This window comes from uncultured Microscilla sp., from assembly GCF_947493425.1.
Taxonomy (GTDB): Bacteria; Bacteroidota; Bacteroidia; order Cytophagales; family Microscillaceae; genus Microscilla.
In genome coordinates this window covers 1-19,503 of the sequence record NZ_CANLRP010000159.1, presented here as the reverse complement: position 1 = coordinate 19,503, position 19,503 = coordinate 1, and the positions used below count along the sequence as shown (strand labels likewise).

12 protein-coding genes are annotated in these 19,503 nt (G+C 38.5%); 8 read left to right on the top strand and 4 right to left on the bottom strand.

Annotated elements, in window-relative coordinates:
• Nucleotides 1–386: 386 nt before the first annotated feature.
• On the bottom strand, nucleotides 387–1,598 hold the full coding sequence (locus Q0954_RS26840; RefSeq protein WP_299462493.1) for an NAD(P)-dependent oxidoreductase: 1,212 nt from the start codon (nucleotides 1,596–1,598) through the stop codon (nucleotides 387–389).
• Nucleotides 1,599–2,540: 942 nt separating this feature from the next.
• On the opposite strand from Q0954_RS26840, the gene Q0954_RS26835 reads away from it, so the two are divergent.
• Both Q0954_RS26835 and Q0954_RS26830 read left to right on the top strand, forming a co-directional pair.
• Nucleotides 2,541–3,977, top strand: a complete 1,437-nt coding sequence (locus Q0954_RS26835) for a leucine-rich repeat domain-containing protein (protein ID WP_299462490.1) — start codon at nucleotides 2,541–2,543, stop codon at nucleotides 3,975–3,977.
• Entirely contained in the window at nucleotides 3,977–4,432 is a 456-nt protein-coding gene (locus Q0954_RS26830) for a hypothetical protein (RefSeq protein ID WP_299462487.1), read from the top strand. The genes Q0954_RS26835 and Q0954_RS26830 overlap by 1 nt, the downstream gene beginning before the upstream one ends.
• 47 nt (nucleotides 4,433–4,479) lie before the next feature.
• Here Q0954_RS26830 and Q0954_RS26825 read toward each other — a convergent pair whose 3' ends face one another.
• Complete coding sequence (locus tag Q0954_RS26825; protein WP_299462484.1) at nucleotides 4,480–6,612, bottom strand: hypothetical protein; 2,133 nt, start codon at nucleotides 6,610–6,612, stop codon at nucleotides 4,480–4,482.
• A gap of 341 nt (nucleotides 6,613–6,953) precedes the next feature.
• On the opposite strand from Q0954_RS26825, the gene Q0954_RS26820 reads away from it, so the two are divergent.
• Together Q0954_RS26820 and Q0954_RS26815 are read left to right on the top strand one after the other, a co-directional pair.
• A complete protein-coding gene (locus tag Q0954_RS26820; protein WP_002692983.1) occupies nucleotides 6,954–7,127 on the top strand; it encodes a hypothetical protein in 174 nt (57 codons plus the stop codon).
• Between the two features lie 162 nt (nucleotides 7,128–7,289).
• A complete protein-coding gene (locus tag Q0954_RS26815; protein WP_299462476.1) occupies nucleotides 7,290–7,976 on the top strand; it encodes a hypothetical protein in 687 nt (228 codons plus the stop codon).
• 112 nt (nucleotides 7,977–8,088) lie between these two features.
• Here Q0954_RS26815 and Q0954_RS26810 read toward each other — a convergent pair whose 3' ends face one another.
• A complete protein-coding gene (locus Q0954_RS26810; protein WP_299462474.1) occupies nucleotides 8,089–8,976 on the bottom strand; it encodes a DNA/RNA non-specific endonuclease in 888 nt (295 codons plus the stop codon).
• A 604-nt stretch (nucleotides 8,977–9,580) separates the two neighbouring features.
• Between Q0954_RS26810 and Q0954_RS26805 the strand changes: the two genes are divergently transcribed.
• Together Q0954_RS26805 and Q0954_RS26800 are read left to right on the top strand one after the other, a co-directional pair.
• Nucleotides 9,581–13,111, top strand: a complete 3,531-nt coding sequence (locus tag Q0954_RS26805; RefSeq protein WP_299462471.1) for a fibronectin type III domain-containing protein — start codon at nucleotides 9,581–9,583, stop codon at nucleotides 13,109–13,111.
• 56 nt (nucleotides 13,112–13,167) lie between these two features.
• Nucleotides 13,168–13,602 carry a lipocalin family protein gene (locus Q0954_RS26800; RefSeq protein WP_299462468.1) on the top strand — a complete coding sequence of 145 codons (435 nt, stop codon included), beginning with the start codon at nucleotides 13,168–13,170 and terminating at the stop codon, nucleotides 13,600–13,602.
• Between the two features lie 92 nt (nucleotides 13,603–13,694).
• On the opposite strand, the gene Q0954_RS26795 is transcribed toward Q0954_RS26800, so the two are convergent.
• A complete protein-coding gene (locus Q0954_RS26795) occupies nucleotides 13,695–15,899 on the bottom strand; it encodes a glutamine synthetase III (protein WP_299462465.1) in 2,205 nt (734 codons plus the stop codon).
• A gap of 790 nt (nucleotides 15,900–16,689) precedes the next feature.
• On the opposite strand from Q0954_RS26795, the gene Q0954_RS26790 reads away from it, so the two are divergent.
• Both Q0954_RS26790 and Q0954_RS26785 read left to right on the top strand, forming a co-directional pair.
• Nucleotides 16,690–17,415, top strand: a complete 726-nt coding sequence (locus Q0954_RS26790; protein ID WP_299462462.1) for an outer membrane beta-barrel protein — start codon at nucleotides 16,690–16,692, stop codon at nucleotides 17,413–17,415.
• 716 nt (nucleotides 17,416–18,131) lie between these two features.
• The gene (locus Q0954_RS26785) at nucleotides 18,132–18,875 is read left to right on the top strand and encodes an outer membrane beta-barrel protein (RefSeq protein ID WP_299462459.1); all 744 of its coding nucleotides are present in this window, start codon (nucleotides 18,132–18,134) and stop codon (nucleotides 18,873–18,875) included.
• Nucleotides 18,876–19,503 lie beyond the last annotated feature (628 nt).

Sequence of the window (19,503 nt, the reverse complement as noted above, 5' to 3'; positions counted from 1 at the left end):
CGGACTTTGGACTCTGGACTAAATTACGAATTACGAATTGGCGCGAAGCGACGCTAAAAAACTATGGTCTACGGACTTTGGACTCTGGACTAAATTACGAATGAGCAAAAAGCGACACTAAAAAACTATGGTCTACGGACTCTGGACTCTGGACTAAATTACGAATGAGCGCAAAGCGACACTAAAAAACTATGGTCTACGGACTCTGGACTAAATTACGAATGACTTTGCCCAATTCGTAATTCGTAATTCTCTAATTCGTAATTCCCAATAAGGGGGAGGAGGGTAAAAGAACAGCCACCCAAGCCAAAAATAAAAAAGTCCCTTGGTAAATATTTACCAAGGGACTTTTTTATATGGTATGTGCAACCATCCACTACTCAAAACTATACTGTTTCTTCGTTGGCATAATCGCTTAAGTAATTGTATATAGGTGTTAGCTCTCCATCTTTAGTAATAGAAGCTCTTTTGATAATTTCCTGGGCGTCTCCATCAAAAAAAGCAGGAAATACATACTCCATCAACTGGTTTCCAAAAGCTTCTGAAGCATCATAAGGTAGCTCACAGGGCAGGTTATCTACCGTCATCACGTTGATGTGCTCGAAGCTGCTAAACGCTGACACCTCCCGCCCATTTGTCGGGTTATAGTCATAAAAGGGTGCATCAATGGTAGTAGCACGCAAAGTGGATGGAATAGAGCCTTCAATGTCGCAAGTAACATCTGCTACCACCTCTATTTTAAACTCAGGCTTGGTCATGTCTTCTTTGGTAAACAACACGTCTGCTTCAGGGTTCCAATAATGCCCCGAAATAAGAATTTCGGCCTGGTGAGCATACTTCAAAAAATCTGCCTGATAACTTGTGGGGTCTTGATAAAACTCTTCACTGTTCCAGGTATTGCCCTCGGCAGGTGTGTAGTAATCCTTGGAACGCAATTGAGTAAACACTGGATAAGTGAAGGTTTTGTTGAGAAAATCTGCTGGGCTTACCCGTTCTATATTCATCCCTTCCAACACTTCGGTGATGCCGTTGCCTACCCGTCCGCCTCCGGTAACCACTATCTTAATAGCGGGTAATTTTACTTTGTCAAACTCCGTACGTAAATCTTTCAAGTCACGGCACTCGTGGGCACGTCTCAATTCAAACAAGTGGTGGCGTTTGCCGTAGCCCAAAATACCATTATAAGCTCCTACTACCCCTGCAAATCGTCCAAACGCAACAATACGGTTTCCGTTGGCATCAGTCAAACATTCGTAGTCTACCAAATGAATGCGTTGATCAAGGATGGTTCTTAATAGCCTTTGATTATATGCTTGTTTTTTGATGGTATGCGAGAAAAAAAAGAAAGTTTTGCCTTCCACCAACTGAGGAATCGGCACCTCCTTTACCCCTAAAATCACGTCACAATCGCTTATATCATCTACCACCGACAAACCTGCCTGGTGATAGGCTTCGTCGGCAATACAACGAATAGGACTGGATTGAACCACAAAGGATAATTGTGGGTATTTTTTTTGTAATAGCTGGCATTGTTCAGGTAGCAAAGGTACACGTTTATCGACAGGGACTTTACCCTCTCGAATAATTCCAATTTTCATACTTCAGTTAAATTTTGTGTTTTGTCGTAGTAATTTTTCATCCCAAAACGATTGTTTTTTCTTATAGATCTTCAAACATTTGATCCGTCCATCATCAAAAAAAACCTATCGACCATCTTTCTAAGGAATTGTTCAAAAATAAATTTACACTCTAAGGGGTGATTTTTCGCCTTGATACTTCGTTATTTTTATTGCCCGTAGCGCTGCTATGGGCGCAAAAAATAGCCTCGTCTCAAAACAAAACCTCTACCTCAAGAATGTAAATTTATTTTGGTACCATTCCTAAGGAATGGTACCAAAATAAATTTACATTCTTAACCTCATCTTTTTTGGACATGCTTCGTTAAAAAAACTTGCCATAGCTATGGCTATGCCGCGTTTTTCTGCCTCACCTACCCTGCAAATCCTTTGGCGTTACTATAGAACTTTATTTTTACACCATTCCTAAATAGATTTATGTTTTTGGGGCTGGCTTGAATAGCTGGGAAAAAAATTGCGCAATTATCACAAAAATAGGCTGTAGATCAAAGCATATAATTGAAAAAATTATTTCTTTTGAAAGAAATGTACAATTTATATGATTACAAAGAAAATAAATTATACAGCTAAAAGTTGAAGTTGATCAATTTTGCCTGTATTTTAGGTAAGAATGCATACTATGCCTTGGGCATGAACGTATTTAGATCACTATGGCATGAAATTTTTAGTTTTTAGCTAAATTTACCAAATTTCAATTTTTGGTAAAACTACAAAACTCACTTAACCACAAACCTTCAGGTCAAGCGCTGCGAAACTAATAGTTCCCTAGCCTTGGCTACACAACATTTTTCATTGTTTAATCAGAGACTTCGCAAAGCGGAACAAACAGGGAGTATCTTCTTTTGGATCATTTTATTTTTTCTATTTTACTTGGCAAATTAAATTTATTTTAAAAAACGCCCCATGAAAACGGTTATCAAGCAAATAATTATCACAGGCTTTTTATTTTTTTTGGTATCATCGCTTGCCTTTAGTCAGGGAGGTTTCAACGACAAAGGCGACGAGAGAATCGTATACCACAAATTATCTCAGGCATTGAAAGAAGCAGACAAAGTAGAAATACTAGACCTTAAATGGCAATATATCAGGTATTTGCCCAGCGAAATAGCTTTGCTTACCAACCTTAAAGAACTCAATCTAAACTGGAATAAGCTCCGTCGTTTGCCCAAGGTGTTTGTAAGGTTGCAAACCCTGGAAAAGCTTTACCTCACCGACAATTCACACATTAACCTTCGTTTGATTTTTAAGAAATTGAGGAAACTAAAAAACCTCAAAGAATTGAGCTTTGGCTGGCGAAAGCTCAGAAGTTTACCTGCTGAGTTTACCGATTTAAAAAGCCTTGAGGCAGTAGGGTTACGCTTAAAAAATGACACCAAACTTGCCCGAATATTCAATCAATTGAGTCAGCTACCCAAACTAAAAAAGCTGGATATGCAGCGTAATTATATGCTGGAGATTGCTCCTGAAATAGGCGAGCTAAGAAACCTGCAGGTGCTCAACCTACACTCTAACAAGCTCAATAAGCTGCCCTCCCGAACGCGGGGATTAAAAAATCTACGGGCGCTTTACCTGAGCAGCAACGATTTTAAAGATATTCCCAGTTATATTGGGGGCTTTTCTGAACTGACCAAGCTAGACCTTTCTGTCAATAAGATAGAGTCTTTTCCCAGTCGTATTGGTAACCTCAAAAAACTGAAACACCTTAACATAAGTGATAATAGTATTGTAGAGCTGCCCAAAAGTATTGGAGGTTTGCGTAATCTACAGCACCTTGACGCCAATAAAAATCAGTTAAATGAGGTGCCATCATCTATCAAGAACCTCAAAAAACTGGAACACTTAAACCTAAGTGCCAACTATTTTAAAAAGCTACCCAAAAGCCTGGGCTCGCTACCTATGCTGCGTACGCTTGACCTCAGCAATAACCCTGACCTTGCTTTTTCTGGTTTTCTTAGTGCTAAACTGCTTCGTTTGCGTAAGCTACATGTGGCAGGTAACAACTTTGAGAAAATACCCAGAGATATTCTACAAATACCTAAGCTGAGAGTATTAGACCTGGAGAGTAATTCACTGAAAAAAATTGGTAAATCTATTGCCAAACTCAAATACCTAAAAGAACTCAATTTAAGCAAAAATCAATTTTCACAGTTTCCCGAAGAAGTACTCAAACTCACCAGCCTTGAGATACTTAACCTTGATTTTAACCGCATCACTTATATTCCCGACGATATAAGTACGCTTTCTAACCTAAAAGAAATCTGGTTAAGATACAACCCTATTTCAAGTCGTGATATTCAAAAAATCAAGGCAGCTATTCCTGGGGTTAAAATTATTCACTAATGAAAAAAATGGTTGGCTTACTTGTTTTATGTCTGTTGGTTCATTGCCAGTCAATGGGGCAAGTACGCCTAAATTTTGATCAGATACCTGCCCATTTCAAAGCCAAAGCACCAGTCATAGTGTTGGGTAGGTACCAACGTTTTAGGGGACCTTGCCGACCTGCCCATCTGAAAGGTGGCAAGATGGGGCGTAGATGGCAAATGCACGAGGGGTTCGATATAGTAAAGGCGTATAAGGGTAATATAAAGCTACCGTTGGTGAAAATAAATCGCTATAGTCTGCCCAAAAGCCAACCACACATTTGTCGAGACCTTAAAGTTTATCGATACTACTGGGTGTTGATACGTCCTGCTGATAACACCCAAAAGGCATTTAGTAAAGAACACACCATTCTACCCTATCTGGTATCTTTCAAAGAAATTGTGGCAATTTACCCTGCTAAAAAACCCAAGTAGCCAATTAGATTATATGCTTGTACTCCAAACACTAAGTAGGTAGAGCACTAGCCCTCTACCGCACAATTGGGCAACTTTTCTTTGATCATTTGCCGCGCTTCGGCAGTAATGACAGGCGTGTGCCAGGTTTTAAGTGATAAAGACTTAAGCGCAGGCAATTGAAGTATTACTTCCGGAAATTTATCAAAAAAATTATAATTCAAGTCAAGCTTTTTGAGCTGGGTAAGTTGTCCCAATTCATTAGGTAGTTTCCAAAGATAATTTTTTTGCAATGCCAAGGTTTCCAGACCAGACAATTGAACAAGCACCTTTGGGAAATTAGCAAACTCGCAATCATTAAGCATGACATGTTTCAACTGGGTACATTTTGCCAGTTCTTGTGGTAAAGCATTGATTTTTAACTCCGATAGGTCCAGGGTATCGCCCTTAGGTAACGCTTCTTGTATTTGTTCGCTACTACCATAACTAAACAAGTACAAAATACCTTTACGATAACGCTCCCAAAAATAGCGGGCAATTTTAGCCCCATCAAACTCATTGTCTTTTGTATATTTGTTGATATTGCGTCTTAACCTCATTTCGCCTATATGCTCAGAGTACAACGACATTCGCTGACGTATGGCTTCTTTAGCTTTTTCTGAGCTGTACTTTTCCAACACAGGTTTTATTTGTTTTCTTACTTTAGTATCGCTCACCATTTTATATGCCATAAACAACTCGGTATGCAGCGCCATGGGAAAACCACCACTATTGATCAATTCCAGCGCCAGCGCCACATTGCTTGAGTCTTCGCTCAATAACAAGCCTTTGAGGTTTTTGACCACTTCGGGGGTATGTTCGTTCTGGGTAAGTAAGTACTTAGAAGGATCAGGAGGTGTTTGTTCTTGCAAAAACTGATTTAACTGGGCTTCACTCAAAAAGGTTACCTGGTGCTTAAGTAACTCGTCTAGTTTGAGCTTGGGTAAACGCCCTACTACCAGGTGAGTAACATGTTGGTCAATTTTTTTTTGATAACGAATGCCTTGTTTTTCGAGGGCTGGCTTAAGTATTTTAATTTTTAAGCTGTTGCGCCCTGTAATGCTTAATACAGCACCTGGTTGCAAGGGGTGGCTGGTCAGGTCTGGAGCAAAATACTGAAGCTGATCTGACAAAGCAGCCGTTGCCTTCAACGATATTCGTTCGTATACAAAACGCAACATCAATTCCCTAAAACCTTTTGCCTCATACGGAAACTCTTGCCACAACAGCGGGTTATCGCTTATATCGAAAGTGGGTAATAAGCAAAGTTTGCCCAGACTTTGGGGCAAGGTCTGCAATTGATTATTGCTCAATTGTAAGTTTTGCAGTTGAGTCAGGTTGCCTATTTCATTAGGCAAGGCAGTCAATTGATTGTTTTCAAGATTGAGCAACGTCAGTTTTTTACAATTAGACAGGCTACTTGGCAAGGTGGTTAACTTATTTTTGGGCAAAGCCAAGGTTTCCAGTTTTTGTAGTTCCCCTATTTCAGAGGGTAATTTGCTCAACCTATTGCGTTCAGCTTCTATATGGGTAAGCTGGAGGAGTTGGGTAATGCTCGCTGGAAGCTCTTTGAGTTTATTGTCATTGACCAGTAGTGTTTTCAGATGGGTTAGGTTACCTAAGGTTTCAGGCATTTTTTTAAGCCCGTTATGCTCAAGGCTCAAGGTTACTAACTGAGACAAGCGATCAATATCGTCGGGCAATTTATCAAAACTACAGGCATTTAAGTGTAGGTGTTTGAGTTGTTTTAAGAGCAGTACCTTTTCAGGAAAAAAACCTAGGTATAACTCGTTCATACATAGATACTCAAGATTGGGCAAACCAGCAAATCCATCAGACTTAAGGCTTTGATAATACTCACTAGATAAACACAAATGCTTAAGTTGGGGCAACTCAATGCTAAATGGCGGAGTGACTGATTTGAAATAATAACCACCCAATATGTGTAATTCTTCCAAGTGCTCAAAAGCAGTTATTTCGCTGGGAAACTTGTGTAAATTGAGCAAACGAAGCCGACGCAACTGGGTAAACTGTAATAATTCTTGCGGAAAATGCGAATTATTTACTTCCAGCTCCTCTACTTCTGTTGCCTTTACCTCATCAAGCAAGTTTTTCACCTCTTTGTAGTAAGTCCCTTTTCTGTTTGGATAATAAATTCCCATAATTTTATCCGTTTTTTGTATTTTTTAATTGATTAAATTTCAAAAAAACAACAAATCTCCAAATAATGCGCAACAATCTAAGTACTACATAATGCCCTTCTTACCCTTACTATAGCTTTATTAACAACATTGCTTTGAAAAGTTATATTTAATCTAAGTTTTTGCACCAAAAAAACAATATTTTTCGTTACATCAATATAATATGTCAAAAAAAAGCTTTTTTTTTAGTATAAAATATCACATACAGGATTTTTTCAACAAAATGCATTCGACATTATCGTCCTAATCCACCATATTTGAGAAAAATAAAATAGTGTTAAATAAATAAAGGGAATAATTTCATGAAAAAACTTTTGTCATTCACCAAAAATAACCTGCTGTTTAAATCTAATGGAGATAAAAAGAAAACAAAAACAAAACCCCGTAAAAAGAAAACTGATTTTGAATTTCAATTTGCTATGGGTAAGGTGATAGAGGAGCCGCTAAGCTTCTATGCCAACGACTTGGACAACTAAGTTAAAATAAAGTTTAAAATATATCATATATTTGCCTACACCTTGTCATTTGATTGGCAAGGTTTTTTTGTGGCTATAAGTTAGTATTTATACCAGTTTTTTATGAATAAACACCTATTTTTCAAGTACTTAACAAATATTTTTTGGCTCTGCACATTATGTATGGTGTGTCAACATACGGGGTGGGGACAGTCGCACTATCGTATTATGCGTTACTTTGACAAAGCCTACCAACAAAGCCTGGACTACCTTTGGCAACACCGGGCAACCCTCAAAAAACACTTACCAAGCGACAGTGCCGAGGCAGCTTTTGTGCTGGCAATGGGGTTTCCGGAATTGCTCAGGTTTGAAGCCATGCAAAACAAGATGGAAACTTTATTTTTAGAACTTTTGTATGTAAAAAACGGCGCGGCTTACGCCAATTTTTCAGTGGGGCGTTTTCAAATGAAGCCATCTTTTGCCGAAACTCTTGAAAAATATGCTAAAACTTACATACCTAAAGCCACACCTCAGGTTTACCTTTACCAGGCTTCGAGTATTAAAGATGTTCGTCGTGAACGTGTGAAACGTCTCAATCAACTCTCGTGGCAACTGCGTTACCTTTATACATTATATCAGGTGCTCAACTACCGCTATTCTCAGCAAAAATTCCCTTCCAACGCCCATAAACTACGTTTTTTTGCCGCAGCTTATAATTATGGTTTTTTAAGTAAGTCAAAAAAAATACAACAATGGACGGAGGTAAAAGCCTTTCCTCACGGAAGAAACCATATAGGCAAGCAACACAATTATAGCATCATTGCGCTTGACTTTTTTAAGTATGAAGCGCTAAAACTTACTAAACAGTAAGACAACCTCCCCATTTTTGATCAACAAAAAAACCTGCCAAAGTTTCCACAAAGTTGTCGAAAAACCTTGGCAGGCTTATATGCAAACAAGTACTAAACCCGATACAACTTGTTTACTTTGTAGGACCAACGTCTACCTTTGCCTCAATCACTGCCTGAATATCCACTGCTACTTTAGACAAAAAATCAAGGTTGGTTTTTTGTTCCAAGTCATCTATCGAGACCCGGTATTTGCCCCAGTCTTTTTCTATGTTTTGTGTATTGGGCATATCTACTGCAATTATTCGGGTATCTTTCGTAATACGGTTTACATCGTCTGACCCATTAGGCAATACAATGATCACCTTCCAGGTATTAGACGGCACCACTACTCTGCCCCCTGCTATAGTATTGGTAGTACCTCCATTGCTGCCAGTACCACCCTGCCCGTAAGCCCCCGATATAATGTACACCTCGTTGCCTTGCGTGATGAGGTCGCGTCCGTACTCTTCCAAAAGTCGCCAGGTTTCACGGTTATTGTTGGGTGCCTGCGGCATCATGTTGGTCATTACAAAAGTAGCCGAGTTGTCGGATACACTTCTTGTACGGTCTGCCGAAGGACAAATATGCCCCCGATCGAACCCCGAACTCCGGTAATCGTTTTGGGTAACCCTGTACCATGCTTCAGGTACATCGGTATCTGGACGAAAATCGTCTTGACGATCAGCACTGCCACGCCACTCAGGGCTTAGGTGCCAGCTTACCCAGTTGGCTAGTCCCCGATCGCGGTTATAAGACAACACAAACTGGTCTTTTTCTATCAGATAATTGTTGGGCGCATTGATGTCTTTTTTTGCCTTGCCAGGATTGCCCAATGTAAGGTGCACGCTGTTGGATTCTCCAACATCTGGCGTAGGTGTAGGCGGAGTAGGATCATCGGGTTTTGCTGGAGCACAAGCATATAATAGTATGATCAACCCACTGAAAATGAGGCTGTTCTTAAATAAAGAGAAAGTTGACATATTTTAATGTAATATTGAACCTGTATTAAAGTTCATGTGTGTACCAAATCCAGTAAATTTAGCATATAATTTCAGATTTGAATGTTACATTTTAACATTCATACTAATATTAACAATCTCTTAATAGTGAAAGTGGACTTGAGGAGTATCTAAGCGTTTATTACGTTGTAAGTGCACTTTTGTGACGTTTTTCCTTGTATTTTTTTTGTTAACATTAGGTAACTAAATTATCTAAACCTTAGAAATGTTAAATTTTAACAATTTATATTTTCACACCTTCCCTACTTCACCAAGGACTTTCTTATGTAAGTTTTAACCTAAAAAAGAAGTAACTCATTGTTAATATATTACACGCTTATTTTGCATTTTTTTCAGTCGATATATACTACTTACTGGCTTTCAACAAGATAGCCTCAAACAAGGTCTGGTAGCAATATGAACCTGGGTTAGCTTGTTTTGTAACAAAACACTTATAAAAACAAATTGAGTAAATATATTTAACAATTGTTTAATATTTATATCTCCAAAAGCCCAGTCTATAGCCGTAATTTTGCCCTTAGTACTGAGTATACATTACATTTTTTGTAAAAAATCAATTCTTGAAATGAAAAAAAACTACACATTATCAATGTGGCTTTTGGCGGCTGTATTGATGCTTGCTACGAATGTTGGTTGGGCGCAAGTAACTTTGCCCCATGAAGAGGCCTTTTCTTACACTACTGGCGCTAACCTGAGTGCTCAGACCAATTGGACGGGTATAAATAGTGGTGATGAAATTACGGTAGGAAGCGGTAACCTATCGGTAAATGGACTGAAAACTTCTACTGGTGGTAAAATTTCGTTTGCTGCCAACGGTAAAGACCTCATACTACAAACCACTGAGAAAACAGCGGGTGTGGTATATTACTCTTTTATATTAAAAGTAACAGATGTTTCATCTGCCACTAAAACAGCCGGAGGATACCTTGCTGGATTTGCATCAAATAATACTACTTATGGTGCTACTGTTTGGTTAAAAAAAGAAAATACCCAGTATAAAGTTGGAATCAACAGAAAAACAAGTGCTGGAGATACTCAATTTACTACCACCAACTACAATGTAGGCGATGTATTGTTTATTGTGGTGTCATACGACCTTGATGCTGATAAGGTTAATTTATGGGTTAACCCTAACTCTTCTGATTTTGCGGCTGGTACTGCACCTGCTGTTACTCTGACAACATCAACAGGCGGTTCCCTTAGTACGATCAACCGTTTCTTCTTTCGACAAGACTCTGGTTCTGAAACTCCAGCCGTAGAAATTGATGAACTAAGAATAGCCACTAGTTGGGCTGCTGTTACTCCAGCAGGCACTCCGGCAGTTACTCCAACCAACCATGTAACTGGGGTAGCTTCAAGCAATGTTACAGTAAAAGGAGCCACTATTAACTGGACAGATGCTACTGGGGCAAACCTTCCGACTGGGTACATTGTACAAGTAAAAACTTCAGGTTCAGGTGACTTTCCTTCATTCACTGATGGAGTAACTGTAAGTGACGATGTTGATTTTTCTGATAATTCAGGCGTAGTTTCTGTTGGGCAAGGAGCACAAACTGTTAGTTTAAGCGGCTTAACGCTTGGTACCAATTATGAGTATAGAATAGTGCCTTATGGTGGTGGTACAGGTGGACCTAAATACAAAACTGATGGTACCATCCCTGGAGGAAATTTTACTACTAAAACCAGTGTAGCGGTAGGTGTTGTAAAAGACTTTGAAGATGGTTCTTTGACTTCGGGCGACTGGAGTGTGGTAAGTACTGTAGGTGCGCAGGTTTGGACAGTTAGCTCAAGTGGAGCAGATGGTTCTACAAAGTCTGCCCAAATAAGTGGTTTTGATAGTGGTTCAAAAGATAACACCGATTGGTTGATTTCGCCTCCGATTAACTTTGATGCCACACTAAAAGAGCAGCTAAACTTTTTTGCTCGACAAAAATTTGGTACTACAGACGCAAACAACTACCTGAAAGTATATTATTCTACTGATTACTCAGGCACTGGAGATCCTTCTGCTGTTACTTTGAACGAACTCAATGTAACCTTGCCTACTACAGCTGATGTATGGGCGTCTACTGGTAATATTGACTTATCTGCCATTAGTGGTACGGCTTATATTATTTTCAAATATAATAGTACTGATAAAGCGGTGCGTTGGAATGTAGATCAAATCAAAATTGAAATAGCCACTATACTAACTACTAGCTTAGAGTCTTTGGCTGGTTTTGGAACCAATGCTGGAACTGCTTCTGCAGTACAAACTTTTGATTTAACGGGTGCTACGTTGAGCGGAGATGTAACCCTCACTGCCCCTACTGGATATGAGGTATCGGTAGACGGTGGAACAAGCTTTGGTAGCCCTAAAACTATAGCGAAGGCAGCCATTGATGGCAAAACTGTGACTGTTCAGGTAAGGTTAGCAGCTACTGCTGCTGAAGGGGTTGCCAACGGCAACTTGACTATTGCCAGCACAGGAGCAACTGACAAAACAGTGGCTTTGGCTGGACTTGTGGCAGGTGCTACTACCCCTATCCTTTCAAAAAGCAGGGCTTTTGCAGAATTTACCAATGAAGCTGGTACTGCTTCAGCCTCACAATATATCAATGTATCGGGCACCAGGCTCACGGCTGATATTATAGCAACGGCGCCCACTGGATTTGAAGTTTCTTTAGACGATAATACTTTCGGCAACACGGTGACTTTGCTAAACACTACTGGTAAACTGGCCGATGTAAAAGTATATGTAAGGGTAGCCGCTGCTACTGTAGCAGGTGCTCCAAGTGGCAATGTCACTTTTACTTCTACTGGAGCCACCCAACTTGATGTAGCAGTGTCGGCTAAGGTAACTACTCCTGTACCTGTAAAAACCATCAAAGAGCTGCGCAATAAAGTAGATGCCAACGGCTTGCCTATCACCAAAGGAACAGTAAGAGTAAAAGGGGTACTACACGGAGTCAATACACAAACCACTAATATTGCGTTCACACTTATTGAGGGTAGCAATGCTGCCAAGGAAGGAATTGGTTTGTTTATCAACAGCAGCGAGTTTAGTAAGCTCAATTTGGCAGATAAAAATGCCCTGACAGAAGGCGATGAGCTGGAAATCGACGCTGAAGTAGGGCATTTCAATGGCTTGATGCAATTAACGAAGGTCTCTAAAATAACTAAACTAGGAGGCAGCAAGGCATTACAAACCGCAGCAGTGGTTACTACTTTGAGCGAAGACACCGAGTCGCGTTTGATTAAACTTGAAAATGTAGCCATTAAAGATAAGGCCGACTGGAAGGGAAATGCCTCTTACAGTGGTTCGGGCTTTGATGTGACTATTATTGTAGGCGAAGACACTGAGCTGGAACTACGCATAGATGGCGACACTGAACTTGCCAAAAAAACTTATGATGAGGTATTTGAAAAAGGGGCTACTTCGGGGATTACTATTGTGGGCATAGGTGGACAGTTTGACAGCTCTGACCCAAGAGATAGTGGTTATCAGATAGGTACTTGGAAAACTGCCAATATTACGGTTGATCTTAGCAAAGCCAAACCTAACGCGCCTACTTTGAATGCTGCCACAGACATTACCAACGGAGGTTTTACTGCCAGCTGGGCTGCTGCTACCCAAGGGGCTACTGCTGACAGTTACTTGCTGGATGTGTCTACTGACAGTAAATTTACTGCTTTGGTAGTAGGTTTTGCCAACTTGTCGGTAACAGGCACCTCACAAGTGGTTACTGGTTTGAGTGCAGGCACTAAATATTATGTGCGAGTAAAAGCAGTAAACGCCAACGGAGCAAGCCAAGCGTCGAACGTGGGTATTGTAACCACTACAGGGGCTACTACAGGAGTAAATGCCGCTACTGATATTACTTTTAAAACTTTTCCTAATCCTACTTCAGGTAGCTTGGTGATAGAAAGCAACACTTATAAATTCTCAAAAGTGATAGTCACTACTTTGAGTTCAAAATTGATGATTAAGAAGAACCTGCAAGGTGCACACAAATCAAATATTGACTTGAGCAACCTTGGTCAGGGTGTATACTTAGTACAAATCTTTGACAACCAAAACAACGTGTTGAGCGTTCGTCGAATTGTTAAACGATAAGTAAATGCCAAAACAGGGCAGTAACTCGCTGCCTTGTTATTTTCCTGCGATAAACATTGAACAAAATCACAATGAAAAAAGTCTCTATATTTTTAGTATTGATAGCTATGGTAGCTGTATTTGCCCAAAGCTGCAAAAAAAAGGACAACCCTGGCCCTACCATCGAAAACACTGAGCTACACAAAACCTGGAAGGTGAGTAATGCCCTGGAGGGCACTTTGGATGTAACGGCTCAATTTACACAATACCGTTTGACGCTTGCCGATGATGGTACTACCAAAAGCTATACATTAGTAGACAGAACAGGAACTTCTACTACAGGTACCTGGGCTTTGTCAACCGACAAAACCAGCTTGACTCTTACTCCTGCAAGTGGTACTGCACTTGTTTATAATAATGTAAAGTTTAGCAATACTGAATTGAAGTACCAAGGAAACGAAACAGGCAAAAGTGGTAATGTAAGCATTAGCTTTACCTTGGTGCCTGCCTAACCATCAGGTTTTTGATAAAAGTAAAAAGGCTACCCAAGGGTAGCCTTTTATTATTTGAGGACAATTTCTATCTAATGTGTACTTTATATCAATTAACGAATCATCAACAATTCACGATACTTGGTCAATGGCCAATCTTCGTCGTCTACAATAAGCTCAAGCTTATCTACATGGTAGCGAATCTTGTCAAAAAAGCTTTTTACTTTCTCATCATATAACAAGGCTCTCTCTTCACTTTCTTTGTTATTTGCCTCTTTACGGGCTTCAGTCATTGCTTCTACATTGGTCTGTATTTGACTAATGTGGTGCGAAATGTCTTTAATTGTCTTAGTAATCGTTTCGGTACTTTCAGTCTCAATGCCCAGTTCTTTCAAACCTTTGATATTTTTGATCAAAGTATTTTGGTATTTTACTGCTGTAGGTATCACATGATTGGTTGCCAGGTCGCCCATCATACGTGATTCAATTTGTACATTGAGCATGTAATTTTCAAGAAACATCTCATAACGAGCTTCTGACTCTCTGCGGTTCATTACCCCATGCTTTTCAAACATTGCCAATACATCTTCATCGGTGTAGGCTTTTAATGAACGTGGAGTGGATTTTACGTTGGGCAAACCTCTTTTTTTAGCTTCTGCCACCCAATCATCAGAATAACCATCGCCTTCGAAAATCACGCTTTTTGACGAAGTAATGTAACGACGCAATACGTTGATGATCGCCATTTCTTTTTTAGGCACTTTTTTCATCTCTTCGTTTACTTCCTTTCGGAACTCAATCAATTGGTCAGCTACAATTGTATTGAGGATAGTCATAGGCGAAGCACAGTTTGCCGATGAACCTACTGCACGAAACTCGAATTTATTGCCGGTAAAAGCAAAAGGAGAAGTACGGTTACGATCGGTATTGTCTAACAATACTGGTGGAATTTTATCAATGCCCAGTTTCATATACAGGTTTTCACCTTTTTCTACTACTACCTCTGCATTGTGCTCTAACTCTTCGAGAACTGATGCCAACTGACTTCCAATAAAAACAGACATAATCGCAGGTGGGGCTTCGTTGGCACCCAGGCGGTAGTCGTTACCCGCTGACGCAATACTGGCACGCAATAGCTTTGAGTTGGTATGTACGGCTTTGATAGTGTTGATAAAGAAAGTCAAAAACTGTAGGTTTTCTTTGGGCTTGCTGCTTGGTGCCAACAAGTTGATACCTGTGTCGGTAGACAAAGCCCAGTTGTTATGCTTTCCACTTCCGTTTAGGTTGGCAAATGGTTTTTCGTGAAACAACACTTTGAACTTATGACGGGTAGACACCTTGCGCATTACATCCATCAACAAAAGGTTGTGGTCTACAGCAAGGTTGGCTTCTTCAAAAGTAGGTGCACACTCAAACTGAGCTGGGGCTACTTCATTGTGACGGGTACGTACAGGAATACCTAATTTGGTGGCTTCCAATTCAAAGTCAGCCATAAATGCCCTTACTCTTGAAGGAATAGAACCAAAGTAGTGGTCGTCTAGTTGCTGTCCTTTGGCGGGTTGGTGTCCAAATACAGTTCTGCCTGCCATCACCAAATCAGGACGTGAGTTAAATAAGGCTCGGTCTATCAAGAAATACTCTTGTTCTACTCCTAAAGTAGCTTTTACTTCTTTTACGTCACGGTCAAACAACTCACATACGCTGGTAGCTGCTTTGTTGATCAAGTCAACCGATTTTAATAAAGGGGCTTTGTAGTCAAGAGCTTCGCCAGTGTATGATACAAAAATGGTAGGAATACAGAGGGTTTTGCTTGAGTTGCTTTCTATAATAAAAGCAGGAGAGTGAGGGTCCCAGGCAGTATAGCCGCGAGCTTCGAAGGTGGTACGCAATCCTCCACTTGGAAACGAAGATGCATCAGGTTCTTGTTGGGCTAGGGCACTTCCCTTAAACTTTTCCATTACTTCGCTGTTACCAAACAAGCCAGCCTCACCCGAAAGGTCAAAAAAGGCGTCATGTTTTTCAGCGGTTGTACCAGTCAAAGGCTGGAACCAGTGGGTGTAGTGGGTCACTCCCTGAGCAATTGCCCAAGATTTCATTGCGGCAGCTACAGCATCGGCAACATCGCCACTGATGCGCTGTTTTTTACGAATTGTATCTGTCAATTTTTTAAACATGTCGGCACTGATAGTAGCCTTCATTGTTTTTTCGTTGAACACATTTATACCATAATAGTCAGATACTTTGTTAGAAGGAGCATCTACGCTAACTCTTGATCGGTTCTGTGCTTTTTCAACGGCTTGAAATCTTAAAATTGCCATAAAATATTTTTTTAGTGATTTTACTCTGAGTGAGTTAATATTTGATAGCAAAATTATAAAAAAAGTGTGATAATTAGCAAGTCAAGGATAAAATTAAAGCTAGTTTTGAGAAATAATATTAAAATAACACAAAAATGGCTTTATATTAACACGACCACCTACATCACTTAATATTTTTATATCTAGACGTAAAACTTCATCTGACCAGGTTATTTTATAAATTAAATAGTTGTACTGTTGCCAAGCTTATGCCTGAAATATGGCAAATATGCAGGCTAAAAAAATTTCTTTATTCAACAAATCATTTCTTGTAAAAGTACAATAAACAAACTTTATCAGGCTTCCTTGTACAGCAAATACCTACACAAGGGTTGCTTCTCAAAAACAAGCTTCAAAAAGCATAGCAAAAGAGTGGAATTTAATTTTTTAAAGTAGAAATTTAATTTTTCAAACATATCTTACTCAAGTTTTTTTTTTCTTATATCACACATAAATCTGGTTAAAAATCACTGTACAGCATATTTTTGTTTCTGTAAAACATTTTCAATATTTATAGTTATACATTGACTATTAGTTATTTAGGCTAGTAAAGTTTGATTTTAACTTAGGGTATTTATACCTAAGTTATTGCTTTAAAAAAACACTATAAGTAATTAATTTAACTCCTTAAATGTAAAAATGATCTTAAAATTATGCATTTTAATGGCAACACATTACCTTTGGGCGTATTTTCAGTTTATACTTTGTAATACAGATATTTTATTGCATAAAATCACTTAATATTTAAATTATGAAAAAAGGTTTATTACTTATCGCACTTGTATGCCTAACTGCTAGCGTTTCATTTTCACAAGGCATTAGCGTTGGTTTACGTGGTGGCTTAACTTTAACTAGTGGCAACACTACTTTTCCTGCCAATGCATCACAGGGTCGTCCAGTAGAGTTTAAAAATGAAAGTGACGGTTTAGGAACAGGCTTTACCATTGGTGGTATGGCTCGTATTAATTTTGCCGGATTGTTCTTACAAGGAGAGCTTAACTATGCCCAATTTAAACTAAAACAAAAAAATAACCAGACGTACACAGTAACTCCTGCTTCTCTTACAAACAATATTAAAAGTGAGTCTACTTTGAGTGCTTTTAATATTCCTATCTTAGTAGGTACAAAACTAGGTCCCTTGAGAGCCTACATAGGTCCTTCTTTCTTGTTTGTAACTAATGCCGAGCAAAAAAATACTGGTGAAGTAGTAACTAGTGTTGGAGGGGTAGCAATTAATACAACCTCTGTATCAAGTACACAAGATTTATTAACTTCAGAGGCAGGTGACTTCGAAGTAAAGCCCTTGATCATTGCGGTTGAAGCTGGCGTTGGAATTGGTTTGCCATTTGGCTTAGAGGCTGACCTGCGTTATGCTATACCTGCCATTACTGGTGTTTATAAAAACAGTGATGTAAAAGGCTTTTTGGGTATCCTTTCTTTGAGTGTAGGTTACCGTTTGGCAAAACTTGGTTTGTAACACTTCTTATTTTACTCTACATAAAAAACTTGTTGAATGGTTTAGTAGTGAGGTACTGTATGTCATGCCTGAAGCGAATGCTCATACTTTTTGCTCTCTAAGCAAAACCCTTCAATAAGTTCAAAACAAAAAAAGCAAAAGACCAGGTGTCTTTTGCTTTTTTTGCTTTAGCTCAATGATTGCCTCTCATAAAAACATTAAAGCTTGTACATAGCAATTAATTTTTGCTATACAAGAGGTTTTAGACGAACTATAGGGGTATTTCTTGTTTTTTATAAAAAAAATAAAAACCTTTTCTTCTCTAACAAGTTTAGTTTTTAACGTAAATGTACATACTATGGCAATAGGGTGCCAAACTATCTTTTGGATAAAAAACCATATTATCACATACAAATATCCTATTTTACTAAAAAAACCACATTATATTAAAATACACTAAAGCTTAACAAATAGCCTTTACCTATGGCAACCACTTATTGTGTATAAATGGAGTTTTTATTGCTTTAATTGCTATAAACAAGGTTTTTTTTAAGTACCTAAACATAACTTTAACCTCAGAAAATATAAGGAAAGAAGTAAATAAAAATTAAGATGTTAATATTTTTTTGAAAATTATGCATTTTAACACTTAACACATTACTTTCGCCAGAATTTTAATTACACATAATTTAATAACAAATAAATTTTAATCATACAAAACATAATATAATTCACTTATGAAAAAAGGTTTATTAATTATCGCTTTAATTTGCATGACTGCTACTGTTGTTTTTTCACAAAATAATGACGGAGAAAAAGGTATTAGCATTGGATTACGTGGTGGTATAACTCTTACGAGTGGCAATACTACTTTTCCTGCCAATGCTTCACAGGGGCGCCCCGTAGAATTCAAAAACAACTCAGATGGTTTTGGCTTAGGCTATGTATTTGGAGGAACGGCTCGTATTAACTTTGGCGGCTTGTTTTTGCAAAGTGAGCTTAACTATGGTCAATTTAAACTGAAGCAAAAAAATACTCAAACTTATGGTGTAAGTGGTGCTTCTCTTACAAATAATATCAACAGCGTATCTACTATGGACGCTTTCAACATCCCTATCTTACTTGGTACAAAGCTAGGATCTGTAAGAGTTTACGCAGGCCCTTCTTTCATATTTGTAACCAGAGCTGAACAAAAAACTACTGGTACAGTTCGTTCACAAATAGGCGGTATTGATCTACCTTCTATCAGCAGCGAAGGTACACAAGACTTATTATCTTCTGATGCGGGCGACTTCGAGGTAAGACCTTTTATCATTGCAGTTGAAGCAGGTGTTGGATTTACTTTACCAATGGGGCTAGAAGCTGATCTGCGCTATTCTGTTCCTGCCATTACTGGTGTTTACAAAAACAAAGACGTAAAAGGTTTTTTAGGAATCCTTTCTTTAAGTGTAGGTTTCCGTTTGGCAAAACTAGGAATGTAAGCCTAACATTTGTTTAGAAGAAGACAAGTAACAACAACTCAAAAAAAGCAAAAGGTTCTCACCTTTTGCTTTTTTTGAGTTGTCTCCTATCCAAACATTCGCTTGTTTACTTTCAACAGTAATCACTTTTCATTCCTTTATCCTGCTAACTAAAATACAGCATTTAACCCTAAATTACTGACGCCTCCTGGTAAAGCCTCATCTCAAATTCAGATTTTGACAATATGCTGGTAGCCATCATCCCCTCAGGTCATCTGTACATTTATATCATATTATATACTTTAGTGCTAGAACACCTCAAAGATTATTCAAGGCATTTTTTTACTATATAAAGAGTGTGTATAGTAAAACAATTTTTATAATTCTGATATAACAATTCATTATTTCATTTAAAATCGTAAATTTTACTAATAATATTACATACATAAAAAAACTATGATTATGTTTTTATTCCCGCAAAGCGGCATTTACTCACCTAATAAAAAAACACTATTTAAAGCGTTAAAATGAACTAAAAACATAATTAAGTATAATTAAATTATAATAAAATACCTTCTGTATAAAATCTAGTGATGACAATTTAAATGACCATTATGAGGCTAAATATGTACTCATTATCTACAAAACT